Below are 15016 nucleotides of genomic sequence, written 5' to 3'. Positions count from 1 at the left end.
AAAATCCATCAAGCAGTTATTGGGCTCTTTCCCAAGTAATTTTTGTTTCATTTGTTTTTTTCGTTCCCTTTGCCAGCACTTTGCCGTTTTCTTGTTTCACGGTGATGTTTAGGTCATAAAAGGAATAGAGGGCGCCGAGGCTGTCGTTTTCTGGTTTATGAAGATTGTTTTCTTTTTCGGTTGATGCTCCAATGGCAAGCGTCTTGGCAAAGTTTAAACCGATGACTTCAGCGTAATCACTATTGGTATCAGATGAAGCCGTTACGTTTAAAGAAATGATTTTTTTCTTTTGATCAACGGTGATGTCAGTGTCTTTGATGAGTTTAGACTGCTCCATCACTTCTTTCGTTTCCTTTTGAATGCGTTCATTAATTGTTGGAAGTGCCTTCGTTTCTGTTTTTTGTTCTTTCGTCGTATTTGAGCAAGCTGCTAGAATGCAGAGACTTGCAACTAGACTCATGAAAACAAGTAGACTTTTTTTCACGTTCGATCTCCTTTTTTCTTCGAAGTATGTATGCTTATGTTACCACGAATCCTTGTTTTGATTAAAAGAGAAGTGTTGATAAGCTGTGAAAAATAAAAAGCACCCTCTATCGGGTGCTTTATTTCTTATTGTGCTGAAAGGCTTGTACTTAATGGAATAGAAGAAATAACGGTGAATTTAGGAGTGGCAGCACCAGATTCTAAATTTTTACGTAAAAGCGATGATTTGATTGACCCATCCCATTTTTTATAGACACTTCCTGATGTATTTGCTCGAAGCTGTACATTTGAGAAGCTTGCTTGTGAATAGCTGTTTGTTCCATTATCCTGTACGCCGTGTACCATTTTGACAACATCAAGGTTTTTCAGACGGCTAGGGTTGTAAACAGGCTGCTTATAGCGCAGTTTTCCATTGACGTATAGTGACACTGTACCATCACCGTTGTTGATGAGCTTTAAGTTGACGCGTGCGCCATCTTTAATACTTGAATCGTATTCGCTGTTCCAGTATTTACTGCCGCCTTGTGAGCCGCTGCCTAGAAAGACCTTATAGCCAGAAGACGTTTTTGAAATACCGCTCTCTACAACGGCAGAGCCGAGACCGAGATACCAGTCCGCATAGCCGTTTTTAATGGTGGCTGTTTTCGGCAGGACAATATCGGCAGAGATACCTGACCATTTGGCTTCATCCGTTTGTGTCACAATGGCGCCGTGACGAGGACTAGCCGCTGAGGCAGGAAGGCTTGAAAACATCAATACGAAGGCCAAGCTTACAATCAAAACAGTGAACCACTTTTTCATGAAAATTCCCCCTTAAATTTGATTCACCTTCATTATATAAAATGAAAGAGGGGAGCTGCTTACAATGTTCTAGCTGATTTTGGCAGTATTTATGAACTTAATCGGTCATAAAGTGGTCAACTTGTATTTGAATTGTAATGTGTCTGTAAAATAACTGGGTTCATCTTCATGTATAATAAGTGCAGAAACCAAAAACGGAGGATTTCTTAATGAATAAAAAGCTTATCACGACAATCGTAACAGTAGCTAGTTTATTTTTAGCATTCAGTTTCTCACATGGAGCAAGTGCAAAAAAAGTAAGCGGCAATATTACTTGGTATAATGGTGTCGGCAAAAAAGGCGCAGATGGAAAAAAACTCGGTCATTGGGATGCAGCAACTAAAATGGGCTTTGACGTACCGAAAAAAGGTACAAAACTAAGAGTGACAACAAAAGCGAAACCACATAAAGTGATTACAGTATATAAATATGATGTAGGCAGAATGCCAAACGCTGTACTAGACGTAAGTCCAAAAGCATTCAAAGCACTTGGGTATAAAACAAGTAAAGGTGTCGTAAAAGGGCATTACACTTATTAATACATAGGCATGCAAAGAAGCGGGAAAAGTTCATTTTCTGGCTTCTTTTCTTGTAGAGAGGGTCTGAAAGGCAATGAAAAAATCAACATGGTGGATCATCACAGTCATTGGCGTCGCAGTAATTGCGGCAGTTATTTTCTTCATGATGAAGCCGGGGCAAGAGGCAAAACATGCAGGGAAAGTCAAAACAAACCAAGATGCAAAAGACGAATTGCTCGTTTCATTTACAGATCAAAAGTTAAACAATACTTATTACTTGCATGATCGGGCGCTTCATACGGAGAAACTGACAGCATATCCTTCGATTGCTTATAATTCTACGAAACAGGTTTTATATTACACGTATACAGATGAAGATACGCAAAAGGTGAGTATTCGGGAATTAAAGGTGAAATCTGAAGAAGAAAAAACACTGTTTACGAGTGATGATTCCATCGACAGTATGAGGCTGTCTGGTGATGGGAAGAAGTTATTTCTTAGGTATAACAAGGATTCTGGAGAGCAATTTTATGTCGCATCTTTTGATTTGAAAACACACAAAATGAAGGAGCTGTATCCAGAAAAAAGCAAGGACGATACGGTGAGTTCTTTTGCATATGATCCGACTTCAAATGATTTGGCGATCCAGCATTATTCTTTAAAAGAAGATTATCAAAAAACCGATGAAGCGAATGAAAAGGGCAGAGATCCTGAACCAACAACCATGAAGATCACCCTTCAAACAGGTGAGAAGGGGAAACGCATTGCACGCATCTCACAAACGATCAATGATATTTCATTTTCTCCAGATCATAAGAAATTGATTTATACAGAAGTAAAGGTTCGTAAAGAAAAAGAAATATCCTCTATTAAAATGCTTGATGTAGAAACAGGAAAAACGACGACACTCGTTAAAAACAGTCAGGATGTTCATATTTTAAGTGCTGCACAGCCGCAATTTTCTACGGACGGGTCGTCTGTTTATTTCTTAGGTGTTGCAAAAAACGCAAAAGAATTAAAGGATGACACTGGACGAAAAGCGAAGGTAAGAACGATTTTTGAATACAATATGAAGAAGAAAACAGTGGAAGCCGCTTGGGAGAAGGATGGCGGAATCATTAACAATTTCACTGTCAATCGATAAAGGAAACGTTCAGTTATTTATATAACTGGACGTTTTTTTATTTTGTCACTTGAAATGCTGGAGAAATGGTGAGTTTATAGGAAGAAAATCAGCTTTTAAACAGTGATACGAGTGCTATTTTCATATTTTGCTTATGTGACAGAGAAAAAGAAAAAGAGTAATATGAGTGAACATAAAAAAACGAGAGGACTGATGACATCTCGTTTTCTCTGTTTTATTTGTTTTCATCTAATAAGTTTTGAAAGATAAACAGGGCATTAATGGAGTGAGGGAAGCCAGCAACCTTTGTACAGTGTTTAATAATCTCCATAATTTCTATGACAGAAAGTCCAATATGTAATGCTTGTTCAAAATGAGTCTTTAAGTCTTCATCACAATCGCCTTTTGTGATGAGGGAAGATAATGTGCTGATGGCCTTTTGTTTTTCATCTAATATGAAGTGGTTGAATTCTTTTTGTTCACTGAGTTCAATGGTTAGTTGTTCAATGTTTGACCGAATGCTCTCGTTCTCATGAATTGAAAGCTTCTCTCTGTTACCTGCCGCTGTTTCTTGTTTGACCTGGCAAGTTTCTTTTTCTTCATTCAAATTGAACTCCTCCGTTTGTTATCGCAATTTTCCATTTGTTCGTTCATTATGGCTTATGTGCCTTTTGATAGATGTAATGGGTATATAGTAGTATTATCGGTTTGCTGCGTCAACTTTTTAAGTGTGTAATGCTCCTCAAAGGAATGATTCATGCGATTTATTTTTCCATTTTGAAATAGATCATAAAAGGGCTAATGAATAGATGTCCGTTAGCCCTTTGTAATTAGCAATTTCATAAAAGTTCTACGCATTTAGCGGAAGAATGGTTTCATTTTTATTGAATGATATCCATCGGCCTCATCATGTCATAATCTTCATGCTCTAAAATATGACAATGCCACACATATCGGCCGGTATATGGAACAAATCGAGCAACGATCCGAATGACTTCACCTGCATGCGCCTGAATGGTGTCCTTGTAGCCTTGTTCATGTAAAGGAGGCGCTTCGTTTGGCCCTGTATACACGATTTCTCCTGTCGATTGATAGACTTCTGTATCAAACGGCCTTCTGTCTAATACCCTAAATTGAACAAGATGCAAATGAATAGGGTGTGTACCCCTGGTTGGATTGACGATGGACCAAACCTCTAGACTGCCAAGACGAGGATTTTCCGTGACAGGGTCATTCCAAAAGTTGTTATCGAGCAATAGGATTGGGCGGCCGTATTTATCCTGTGTGCCGGTAAGTGTGAGTGTACGCTCTCGATCAGCTCGACTTGGCCGAAGTGGTGGCAGCGGTTTGAAAATAGGACGTAATGTCTTAGGTACCCTTCCTTTTAGCGGACGTGTGACTTTGAATTGCATAATGTTCGCATCTGTTTCAGGATTCACATCCTGTCCGCAGCCGGCTGTATTTTTGAGAGTGATCGTTTTGTTTTCGTAAGCTGAAAAGTCGATGATGACATCGAAACGTTCAGCAGGCGCGATGCTAAATGATTGATGGCGAACGGGTCTTGGCAAAAATCCCCCATCGGAACCAATTTGCATGATTGTAGCGTCGTTATCTAGATGCAGCTCATAAGTTCTAGTATTGGACGCATTTAAAATACGAAAACGGTACTTTCGCGGCTCTACTTCTAAATACGGCCATACTTTACCATTGACTAAGATTGTTTCTCCGCAAAAAAAGGGCACGATGGATGGGTCTGGTATGTCGCTGTCCTCTGGCGTGTTGTTTGGTCTGCTAGGATAAAACAGTGAGCCATCCTCCTGAAACGTCCGGTCCATAATCATTAAAGGAATGTCGTAGTCATCTTTCGGCAGCTCTAAGGACTTTTCAAATGCATCTGAGATCAAATAAAACCCAGCTAAACCGGCGTACACATTTAGTCGTGTTAATGCCATCGCATGATCGTGATACCACAATGTGCAGGCTTGCTGATGATTTGGGTATACGTAAGTCTCTCTTTCAAAGAAGGGGCCGGTTGCTTCAAAGTCCCGTGAAAACCAGGCTTCTGGATAGCCGTCACTGCTTGCTGGTGTGACACCGCCATGCAGATGAACGACTGTTTTGACCTCTGGTTCATCGTGATGCCCAGGATGAATGGTGTGATCGACAGGGAGGAAATGTTTCAATGGCAATTTGTTCATCCATTTCACTTTGACCTTTTCATTTCGATTGGCTTTAATGGTTGGACCAGGCAAACTGCCATTATAGGTCCATAACTTGGTTGGGGGCAGGTCTCTATGAACTTTTAAGAATACCTCCTCCATAGCAATTTCATAATACGTTTGTCTTGGGTTCTTTTTGACGGGCTCCGCGACTTCTGGAATTGGAAGCTCGTCAACAAATTTTTCTAGGTTCATGTTGACTAATCCTCACTTAAATACAATTTGATACAGTATAAGTGCGGACATCCAAATAGGTGAATAAAATAAAAAAACCCGCTTTTCAGCGGGAGAATTACGGGTGTTTATTTTCAAGCGCCGCATTTGCAGGCACTTTTTTATTCGGTTTAAAGATAAAATAAGCAGCCAGTATGCTAAAGGTAATGATACTCGTCAAAATGAGCTGTGGCCGCATGGATTCGATAAACAGCATCGATGCCAAGATGGCGCAAATGACCAAAATAGTAAAGTACGTGAGGTATGGGAACAGCCACATTTTGATTTTGAGCTGTTCTGGATTTTCTTTTTCGATTTTACGGCGCATTCTTAATTGTGAAACGGCGATGACCAAGTAGACAAGAAGGGCAATGGCTCCAGATGCATTGACTAAGAACAAAAAGATGGTTTCAGGATAAAAATAGTTCATCATGACAGCAATGTAGGAAAAGAAGGTACCTGCGACTGTAGCCGCTACAGGAACACCACGTTTGCTGATTTTCATAAAGCGTTTCGGCGCTTCGCCTCTTTCTGCTAATGAATAAAGCATTCTGGACGTTGTGTACAATCCGGAGTTTAAACAAGATAGAACAGCTGTTAAGACAATGACGTTCATGACTTGAGCGGCTGATGGAACACCGATGTATTCTAATACCGCAACGAACGGGCTTGTTAAAATACTTGCTGAATTCCACGGAAGCAAGGTGACAACGACAGCAATTGATCCGACATAGAATACGATAATACGCCATACAACAGAGCGTGTGGCTGTCGTCACAGATTTGACTGGGTCTGCTGATTCACCGGCCGCTATGGCCACAATCTCCGTTCCCATGAAGGAAAAGATGACGACAACGATTCCGAGTAACACAGAGCTGAATCCATTTGGAAGGAAACCGCCGTTCCCTGTTAGATTGGCAAGACCTGAAGTATGATGACCGCCAAAACCAAAGATAAATGCAAAACCAATGAGTAGAAAGAGAATGATGCTGACGACTTTAATCAATGAAAACCAATATTCAAATTCGCCAAAAGATTTAACAGAAAAGATATTTGTTAATGTTAAGAGGATTGTGAGGATAAGACTTGTGAGCCAAACAGGTGCATCTCCATACCAATATTGAATAATGGCAGCACCAGCAATGGCTTCGATGGCAATGACGATCACCCAGAAGAACCAGTAAAGCCAGCCGATTGTAAAACCGGCCCATGGACCGATAGCATCGCTCGCATATTGTGAGAAAGAACCGCTTGTCGGATAGGCACATGCCATTTCTCCGAGCATTCTCATAATAAAGATCACCAGAAGTCCGGCAAAAGAATAGGAAAGAATGGATCCAGGCCCTGCAGAATGAATGACAGCGCCGCTACCAACAAATAGCCCTGCCCCAATGACCCCAGCAATGGAGATCATCGAAATATGTCTTGTTTTAAGGTTTTTTTGAAGACCGTTTGTCATGTTGGACATTTCTTTACCTCCAAACATTTCTCATGAATAGAGAATTTGTTTTTAGAATATTTTAAATTTTATCACACTGAATTGTCATTCAGCATTGGACAGGTTATCAAACTGACATTTCAAACCTCTTAACATGATGTTAAAAAGTATAAAGGATTTGAGAGATTATGTTCCCTCTTTTCCTTCGGATGATTCTTAAAATAACATAAAAAAGGGGGTGGGGAAGTTGTGTCAAAAAATAAAATTATTCTGATAATTTCCCCGAGGAGAGAGATTTGACGATATGTCCATTTCGAAGAGAATTGGAAAAAGGTTGATAGGAGTAGGTCTTGAGGTCATTTGACCTTGTAAAAATAAGTTTACTTAGGTCAACACATTTCTATTTATCCTATTTTGCTGACATAAGCGAATCATGTTGCTGTAGACCCACACGGGCTTTGCTTTGTAAGATAAATAATAGAATAGTGATGTGTGAGGAGGCGCGGTTCGACATGGAGCGCTATAACGAATTAAGACAAGGTGAAACGGGTGCTTGGGTCAGCATCATTGCCTATGTGATCTTATCTGCGGTCAAACTCATTATTGGGTACGTGTTTCATTCAGAGGCCCTTTCGGCAGATGGATTGAATAACACGACGGATATTATTGCATCCCTTGCTGTGTTGATTGGGCTGCGTATTTCTCAAAAGCCGCCTGATGAAGATCATCCATACGGTCATTTTAGAGCGGAAAATATTGCGTCTCTTGTGGCTTCCTTTATCATGATGCTTGTTGGGCTTCAGGTTTTGCTGAGTGCAGGGAAGTCGCTCTTCTCATCTGAGCATCAAACGCCGGATATGATCGCGGCTTGGACGGCAGCAGGAAGTGCTGTTGTGATGTACGGTGTGTATATTTATAACCGCAATCTGTCCAAACGGATCAATAGCCAGGCACTTCATGCGGCAGCTGCTGATAATAAATCAGATGCGTATGTGAGTATTGGAACATTTGTAGGAATTATGGCTTCTCAATTTCAGCTGGCATGGATTGATACGCTTGCAGCGTTTGTCATTGGCTTAATTATTTGTAAAACTGCGTGGGAAATTTTCAGAGATGCCTCTCATTCGTTAACAGACGGTTTTCATATCAAAGATATGTCTAAATATAAAGAGACCATTGAAGCAACACCAGGAGTGGGCGATTTAAAGGATATTAAAGCGCGTTATCTTGGAAGTACAGTCCATGTGGATGTAGTGGTTGAGGTCGAGCCCAACTTGAACATTGCAGAAAGCCATGATATTGCAGATGAAATTGAACGCAGAATGAAACAAGAGCATGATATTTTACACTCTCATGTTCATATGGAGCCAGCAAGTGAGCCGAAAGAAGAGAAGAAGTCTTTTCCATCGTGAGAAGGCTTCTTTTTTATACGTGCTGATGTTATATGCAAATGCGTGTTGTATGGTAAAGTTAGACTATATGAAATTTGACAGAAACGTGATAGGAGGATCAGGATGGCATTTGAAGAACCGATGCATTCAGTTTTACAAAAAATCGTAGATAACATCAATAAAGTCATGGTTGGGAAAAAAGACATTGCGATATTAAGCCTTGTTGCGATTTTGGCGAAGGGGCATGTGCTGCTAGAGGATGTGCCTGGTGTAGGGAAGACGATGATGGTTCGTGCTTTGGCAAAATCCATTGGCTGTGAGTTTAAGAGAATCCAATTCACTCCTGACCTTTTGCCTTCAGATGTAACAGGCGTGTCGATTTACAATAAAAAGACGAATGAATTTGAATTTAGGCAAGGACCGATCATGGGGCAGATTATTTTAGCTGATGAGATCAACCGGACCTCTCCAAAAACACAATCAGCATTACTTGAAGCGATGGAGGAAGGCAGTGTCACAGTGGACGGAGAAACGATGCCGCTTGCGGATCCATTTTTCGTCATGGCGACGCAAAATCCAGTTGAATATGAAGGAACTTATCCGCTGCCAGAAGCGCAAATGGACCGGTTTTTATTCAAGCTGCAGATGGGATATCCGACTATGCTCGAGGAGCTGGAGGTGCTCAACTTGCAGGAGAAGCAATCCCCGATTGATACGCTCCAAGCTGTCATGACAAAGGAACATATCCATGCGTTGCAGCAGGCTGTTCAAACCATTCATGTGGATGCATCCATTAAAGAATATATTGTTGAAATTGCTCAATCGACGCGTAAACATCCATCTGTTTATCTAGGTGTCAGTCCAAGGGGATCGATCGCCTTGATGAAAGCGGCACAAGCGTATGCGCTTTTGAATCAGCGCGATTATGTGATTCCTGATGATGTACAGTATTTGGTGCCTTATACATTACCGCATCGTATGATTTTGACATCAGAAGCGACATATGAAGGGAAGAAGGCGGAGACACTGCTGCGACAAATGCTTGAGCAAATTGGCGTGCCAGTTCAAAAGTCGATGACTCAATGAAGTCACGTCATCGTTTAGCAGTTTCATTATGGTTACGGGTGATGATGCTCATCATTCTCACTGCGGCAGCCTTTTGTTATGCCATGTTTCAGGGAGGGTTTGTGAGTTGGTTCCTTTTTTATGCATTTTTACCATATGCTTTGTATGCATTGCTGTTTGCGCTCGTACCGCTTCGCGCGACAGCCAAGAGAACATTACAGCAAACCCGCTTGAAGGCGGGGGATGTGCTGTCTGTTGACCTTGAAATCAAGCGTACACATCCATTTCCGTACGTTTACGTCATGATAGAGGATGCTCCGCCAGACACCTTTCATTTACAGGAACAGATTGAAATGAAGCAAATGCTGTTTCCTTGGTTTCGGAAAACATGGAGATTTTCTTATCAATTGAACGATATTCCGCGGGGAGAGCATCATTTGACAGCAGTTAGAATCAAAACGGGTGATATGTTTGGGTTTGTTGAAAAAGAAATCATCATTCCGCTAGAGAAAAAGCTGCTTGTCTACCCAAAAGTGCTGGATATCCCTGTAGAGCCTGCTGAGTCACTGAGTGAAAATGGAGGCAAAGCGGTTCACTCGTGGTTAAATGAACCGACTCATGTGACAACAGGCGTACGAGAATACCAGCAAGGAGACCGTTTTGCTTGGGTGGATTGGAAGACGACGGCCAGAAGAGGCCAGCTAATGACGAAGGAATTTGAACAGAATCAAGCAAAGGACCTTGTCGTGTTTGCTGATTTTACTGATCAAGCTGTTTTTGAAACAGTTGTCTCTATTACAGCATCTGTTCTTCAAACGGCTGTGAAAAAAGGAGTGCCATCAGGTCTTGTCGCACTAGGAGATCAGCATGCCTTTCGAGTCGATCAAGGAGAACTTCATTTACAGGACATGCTTTATTATTTAACAAGGGTGCAGCATCAGCCTTCCCGCGCATTAGAATATAAACCGTTAGCAGTAAGTGAGTACCAGCATTCAGGAAAATATGTCGTCACAGGTCAGCTGCAGGAGGAGCTTGCGGCAAGTCTCTTTGGAAATCGAAATAGAAAGAACATCACCGTGCTTTTAGTGAAGAAAGCCGTTGACCGTTTGACGACAAAAGAAAAACAGCTTGCAGACCGGCTCAAGGCCTCTGAAATACGCATCACCCTTTTATTTGAAGACCGGCTGCACGAAAGAACTGTGAGGTGACAAACATTTATGCTGCATACGCATCTGCGGCAAAGCCGTTTTGAATTGTTCATCTATTATGCTGTAGCTTTTCTGCTGCTATGGGAGTGGCTTCGTCCACTTCAAGATTTTACAGAGACGAGCCATACGTCTTATTTCATCATTTTTATCGGGCTTACGTGTTTGTTTACGTTCTTTCGTCTGAAGTGGTATGTGACCTTTCCTATTTGTGCTGGACTGATTTTACTCGCCTTATATTTGATCTTTTATCAATCAGCGCCAGGCTATCCGTCTGCTTTGTTTGCTGATATTAAGGATAATATCACATTAATGAGCATGGGTATGTGGAGTGACATGTATCCGTCTTTCCGCACATTGTTGTTTTATATTTTGCTGTGGCTGCTTGTCTACTTGCTTCATTATTGGGTGGTCTATCAGCAGCGTATCTTTTTCTTTTTACTCATGACGATTGTGTATGTCACAATTCTTGATACGTTTACGCCATATGATGCGACCTTTGCGATCGTTCGTATTATGGTATTTGGCTTTTGTTTGCTTGGATTGCTGTATTTCGATCGACTGCGTTCAGCTGAGGGCGTTCGGGTGTCACAGAAAGCACGTCTAAAATGGTTTTTCCCCATGCTGGCGCTTGTCCTTCTATCAGCGTCACTCGGTGCTTCTTTGCCAAAGTCTGATCCGAAATGGCCCGACCCTGTCCCGTTTTTTAAGGCGGTCACGAATCAAGATGGAACAGCCGGGCAGAATAAAGTGGGATATAGTGCAGATGATTCGGCGCTTGGCGGACCGTTTAGTGAGGACCGCACACCTGTCTTTAAATGGAGCGGAAAGGAGCCGTCCTATTTTCGTGTAGAAACAAAAAGTATTTACACAGGAAAGGGCTGGGAGGATGCATCAAATGATACGAAGCCTACTCGGCTAAAGGAGGACACTGTGCCGAATCGGTGGTTTACTGAGCGAGTGAAAACAGAGGAGCATGAAACAAGAATCGATATAGAATCGGATTATCGATTTAATCATGCTGTGTATCCTATTGGAACGATCATGCTGACACCAATGGAAAACATTCCGCTGCAAATCATAGGCAAAACGGAGAAAATTGTCCCGTCTATGCAAAACCCACCCAAAAATTTAGGGAACTATCAAGTCAGCTTTTTATCTCCTACATTTATCCTAGAGGATTTGCAGAGAATCAAAGTACCGACAAAAAAGCAGGTGAATCAGCAGGTTGGCCGTGAATACTTGCAGCTTCCATCCTCACTCCCAGAGCGTGTGAAAACTTTGGCAAACAGCTTAACGGAAACGAAGGATAATATGTATGATAAAGCGAAAGCGATCGAGGATTATTTAGGATCTGCGAAGTTTTCATATGAAACGCAAAATGTCGCTGTGCCTGGTCGTAATGAAGATTATGTGGATCAATTTTTATTTGATACGATGATTGGCTACTGTGATAATTTTTCAACCTCTATGATCGTGATGCTTCGTTCGATCGGGATTCCGGCGAGATGGGTGAAGGGATATACGTCTGGTCAGTTATATGAAACACAAATGGATGGAAACAATGTGTATGAAGTAACCAATAACAATGCGCATTCATGGGTAGAGGTTTATTTTCCAAACAGAGGCTGGGTTACCTTTGAACCGACAAAAGGATTTACAAACCCAGAGACATTTACGAATGAATCCGTTTCAAGCGATCAAACGGATGATCAAAAGGAAGAAGAAAATCAGTCTAGTTCTGATGCAAGTGAAGAAAAGCAGCAAGACCAGCCGCAGCAGCAGGAGACAGAGCAGCCGGCACAACAAAAGGAACAAGCAGCGAAGGCAAAGCCAAATATGGTACATGCGGGTTCAATTGCAGGTTATGCGGCAGGAGCTATTGTCCTGCTTGGATTCATCAGTTGGTTGCTTTATCGATTCAGAACAAGATGGCTGCCATTCTTTATTGTAAGAAAGGTGAAACGTCTGCCGGAGGACGAAGCATTCTTCTATGCATATGCGGCTCTATTAAAGCAGCTAGGGCGCAGGGGAATTGAGAAAAAGCCAGGTATGACGCTAAGAGAATTCGCTTCTTTGATCGATGACAAGGATGGAGATCATCACATGGCAGAGCTGACGCAGCTCTATGAACGTGCGCTTTATCGGCGAGAGGATTCGTCGGCGCTTTGGCAGCAGTCGGCAAAGTTATGGGAAAATTTAATAAACAGGAGATAGTCTTGACCGCGTACCTTCCTGTTGTTAGAATAGGTGAATATTAAAACCTTCTAAAATACATGAAATTGAAGCGTTCGGATGTGAGTCTGGGCGCTTCAAAAGCGTGATTCACACTGAGAGCAGGTTTTCTCCTCTCATTTTTTCTGTGCGTTTATAAAAAACTATATTGGACATAGAGGTGACACCATGACAAATTTAGTAAATGAAATGATTTTGGTTCTCGATTTCGGCAGTCAGTACAATCAGTTGATCACACGCCGTATTCGTGAATTTGGTGTGTACAGTGAGCTTCATCCGCACACTTTAACTGCTGAAGAAATTAAAGAAATGGCGCCTAAAGGAATCATCCTTTCTGGTGGACCAAACAGTGTTTATGATGAAGGATCTTTCCGCTGTGATGAAAAGATTTTTGATCTAGGCATTCCGGTTCTAGGCATTTGCTACGGCATGCAGCTCATGACTCACTATTTAGGCGGGAAAGTAGAAGCGGCAAGCCAGCGTGAATATGGAAAAGCAGATATTCATATTAACGGAACACCTGCTTTATTCAAAGACCTTCCAACGGATCAAGTCGTTTGGATGAGCCATGGTGACCTCGTAGTTGAAGTACCAGAGGGCTTTACAGTCGATGCAACAAGTGCACATTGTCCAAACTCAGCGATGAGCTTAGCTGAGAAGAATTTCTATGGCGTTCAGTTCCATCCAGAGGTTCGTCACTCTGAGTACGGAAATGACCTATTGAAAAACTTTGTCTTCGGTGTGTGTGATTGCGATGGCAAATGGTCAATGGAAAACTTCATTGAAATCGAAATGCAGAAAATCCGTGAAACAGTAGGCGACAAGCAAGTATTGTGCGCACTAAGCGGCGGTGTCGATTCATCTGTTGTGGCGGTATTGATCCACAAAGCCATCGGCGATCAGCTGACATGTATTTTCGTTGACCACGGTCTTCTTCGCAAAGGCGAAGCAGAAGGGGTTATGAAAACATTTAGCGAAGGTTTCAACATGAACGTGATTAAAGTAGATGCAAAAGATCGTTTCTTAAACAAGCTAAAAGGTGTGTCTGATCCTGAGCAAAAACGTAAGATCATCGGTAACGAATTCATCTATGTATTCGATGACGAAGCGGACAAGCTAAAAGGAATCGACTACTTAGCACAAGGAACACTTTACACAGACATCATTGAGAGCGGAACAGCAACAGCACAAACAATCAAATCTCATCACAACGTAGGCGGTCTTCCAGAAGACATGCAGTTCGAATTGATTGAGCCACTCAATACGCTATTCAAGGATGAAGTCCGTGCCTTAGGTTCAGAGCTTGGCATTCCTGATGACATCGTCTGGAGACAGCCATTCCCAGGTCCAGGACTAGGTATCCGTGTACTAGGTGAAATTTCAGAAGAAAAACTAGAAATCGTCCGTGAATCGGATGCAATTCTACGCGAAGAAATTGCCAACTTCGGCCTTGAGCGCGACATCTGGCAATACTTCACGGTTCTCCCAGACATCCGCAGCGTAGGTGTCATGGGTGACGCAAGAACATACGACTACACAATCGGTATCCGTGCTGTTACGTCTATTGACGGTATGACGAGTGACTGGGCAAGAATCCCTTGGGACGTGCTTGAAAAGATCTCAACTCGTATCGTGAATGAAGTGAAGCATATTAACCGCGTGGTGTATGATATTACGAGTAAGCCGCCTGCTACGATTGAGTGGGAATAATTGTAAAAGAGCTAGAAACCTTTGTGTATCAAGGGTTTCTAGCTCTTTTTTATTTTCAACTGCAATTTTTCCTTCCGTCTTCATGTGTTCATTCATCATTCCATCCCTTACACACATCAATCCATTGTGAATAACCGGAGTGTTTTTCTAATTGTTTTATTGTGAGTTCAATAGCACTGTTACTGCTCCCGCAGGCTGGATAGACTGTCTCAAAACGTTTGAGTGAAATATCTAAATAAACAGAAACGCCATTCTTTGTAGCAAAAGGACATACTCCGCCAATTTCATGACCGACCAAGTCAACAACCTCATGAGGAGAAAGCATTTTAGCTTTTGTTTTAAAATATTCCTTGAATTTTTTGTTATCAACTTTTGCATCGCCAGAGGTCACAACTAAAATAGCTTGTCCATTTACTAGAAAGGAGAGTGTTTTTGCGATTCTTTCAGGTTCGCAGCCCAGTGCAGAAGCAGCCAAGTCTACGGTTGCACTAGATACTGAAAATTCTTGAATTCGAGTATCCATATCATATTGTTTAAAATAGTCTTTTACTTGTTTGATGGACATGATCATTTCTC

The 15016-nt window shown here is 41.8% G+C and carries 12 protein-coding genes and 1 pseudogene; 7 read left to right on the top strand and 6 right to left on the bottom strand.

The window, feature by feature from the left end:
- Nucleotides 1-16 precede the first annotated feature (16 nt).
- Together AC20OE_RS15770 and AC20OE_RS15765 are read right to left on the bottom strand one after the other, a co-directional pair.
- Complete coding sequence (locus tag AC20OE_RS15770) at nt 17-484, bottom strand: hypothetical protein (RefSeq protein WP_039176883.1); 468 nt, start codon at nt 482-484, stop codon at nt 17-19.
- A 125-nt stretch (nt 485-609) separates the two neighbouring features.
- Nucleotides 610-1284 carry a hypothetical protein gene (locus tag AC20OE_RS15765; RefSeq protein ID WP_058837869.1) on the bottom strand — a complete coding sequence of 225 codons (675 nt, stop codon included), beginning with the start codon at nt 1282-1284 and terminating at the stop codon, nt 610-612.
- A 209-nt stretch (nt 1285-1493) separates the two neighbouring features.
- Between AC20OE_RS15765 and AC20OE_RS15760 the strand changes: the two genes are divergently transcribed.
- On the top strand, nt 1494-1862 hold the full coding sequence (locus AC20OE_RS15760) for an RlpA-like double-psi beta-barrel domain-containing protein (protein ID WP_024424478.1): 369 nt from the start codon (nt 1494-1496) through the stop codon (nt 1860-1862).
- Between the two features lie 73 nt (nt 1863-1935).
- Nucleotides 1936-2985, top strand: a complete 1050-nt coding sequence (locus AC20OE_RS15755) for a hypothetical protein (protein WP_126681414.1) — start codon at nt 1936-1938, stop codon at nt 2983-2985.
- A 214-nt stretch (nt 2986-3199) separates the two neighbouring features.
- On the opposite strand, the gene AC20OE_RS15750 is transcribed toward AC20OE_RS15755, so the two are convergent.
- From AC20OE_RS15750 to gabP, 3 genes and pseudogenes are all read right to left on the bottom strand, one after another.
- Nucleotides 3200-3571 carry a carboxymuconolactone decarboxylase family protein gene (locus AC20OE_RS15750; protein WP_039176890.1) on the bottom strand — a complete coding sequence of 124 codons (372 nt, stop codon included), beginning with the start codon at nt 3569-3571 and terminating at the stop codon, nt 3200-3202.
- 274 nt (nt 3572-3845) lie between these two features.
- Nucleotides 3846-5378, bottom strand: coding sequence for a multicopper oxidase family protein (locus tag AC20OE_RS15745; RefSeq protein WP_059376148.1), 1533 nt, complete (start codon nt 5376-5378; stop codon nt 3846-3848).
- 89 nt (nt 5379-5467) lie between these two features.
- Nucleotides 5468-6864, bottom strand: a pseudogene (gene gabP / locus AC20OE_RS15740) (GABA permease); the annotation flags it as partial.
- A gap of 482 nt (nt 6865-7346) precedes the next feature.
- Here gabP and AC20OE_RS15735 point away from each other — a divergent pair.
- From AC20OE_RS15735 to guaA, 5 genes are all read left to right on the top strand, one after another.
- A complete protein-coding gene (locus tag AC20OE_RS15735) occupies nt 7347-8246 on the top strand; it encodes a cation diffusion facilitator family transporter (protein ID WP_034282879.1) in 900 nt (299 codons plus the stop codon).
- 102 nt (nt 8247-8348) lie between these two features.
- Nucleotides 8349-9311: an AAA family ATPase gene (locus tag AC20OE_RS15730; protein WP_487268992.1), complete on the top strand. Its 963-nt coding sequence runs from the start codon at nt 8349-8351 to the stop codon at nt 9309-9311.
- A 101-nt stretch (nt 9312-9412) separates the two neighbouring features.
- Nucleotides 9413-10498 carry a DUF58 domain-containing protein gene (locus tag AC20OE_RS15725; RefSeq protein WP_487268991.1) on the top strand — a complete coding sequence of 362 codons (1086 nt, stop codon included), beginning with the start codon at nt 9413-9415 and terminating at the stop codon, nt 10496-10498.
- A 9-nt stretch (nt 10499-10507) separates the two neighbouring features.
- Nucleotides 10508-12712 (top strand): DUF4129 domain-containing transglutaminase family protein, encoded by a 2205-nt coding sequence (locus tag AC20OE_RS15720; protein ID WP_487268990.1) that lies wholly within the window; start codon nt 10508-10510, stop codon nt 12710-12712.
- A 186-nt stretch (nt 12713-12898) separates the two neighbouring features.
- Complete coding sequence (guaA, locus tag AC20OE_RS15715) at nt 12899-14440, top strand: glutamine-hydrolyzing GMP synthase (RefSeq protein ID WP_039176907.1); 1542 nt, start codon at nt 12899-12901, stop codon at nt 14438-14440.
- Nucleotides 14441-14528: 88 nt separating this feature from the next.
- On the opposite strand, the gene AC20OE_RS15710 is transcribed toward guaA, so the two are convergent.
- Nucleotides 14529-15005 carry a YbaK/EbsC family protein gene (locus AC20OE_RS15710; RefSeq protein WP_058837864.1) on the bottom strand — a complete coding sequence of 159 codons (477 nt, stop codon included), beginning with the start codon at nt 15003-15005 and terminating at the stop codon, nt 14529-14531.
- Nucleotides 15006-15016 lie beyond the last annotated feature (11 nt).

It is taken from the genome of Bacillus sp. SRI_025 (assembly GCF_057592095.1).
Note: the sequence above shows the minus strand (reverse complement) of the source record. Positions and strands in the feature narration are given on the sequence as shown.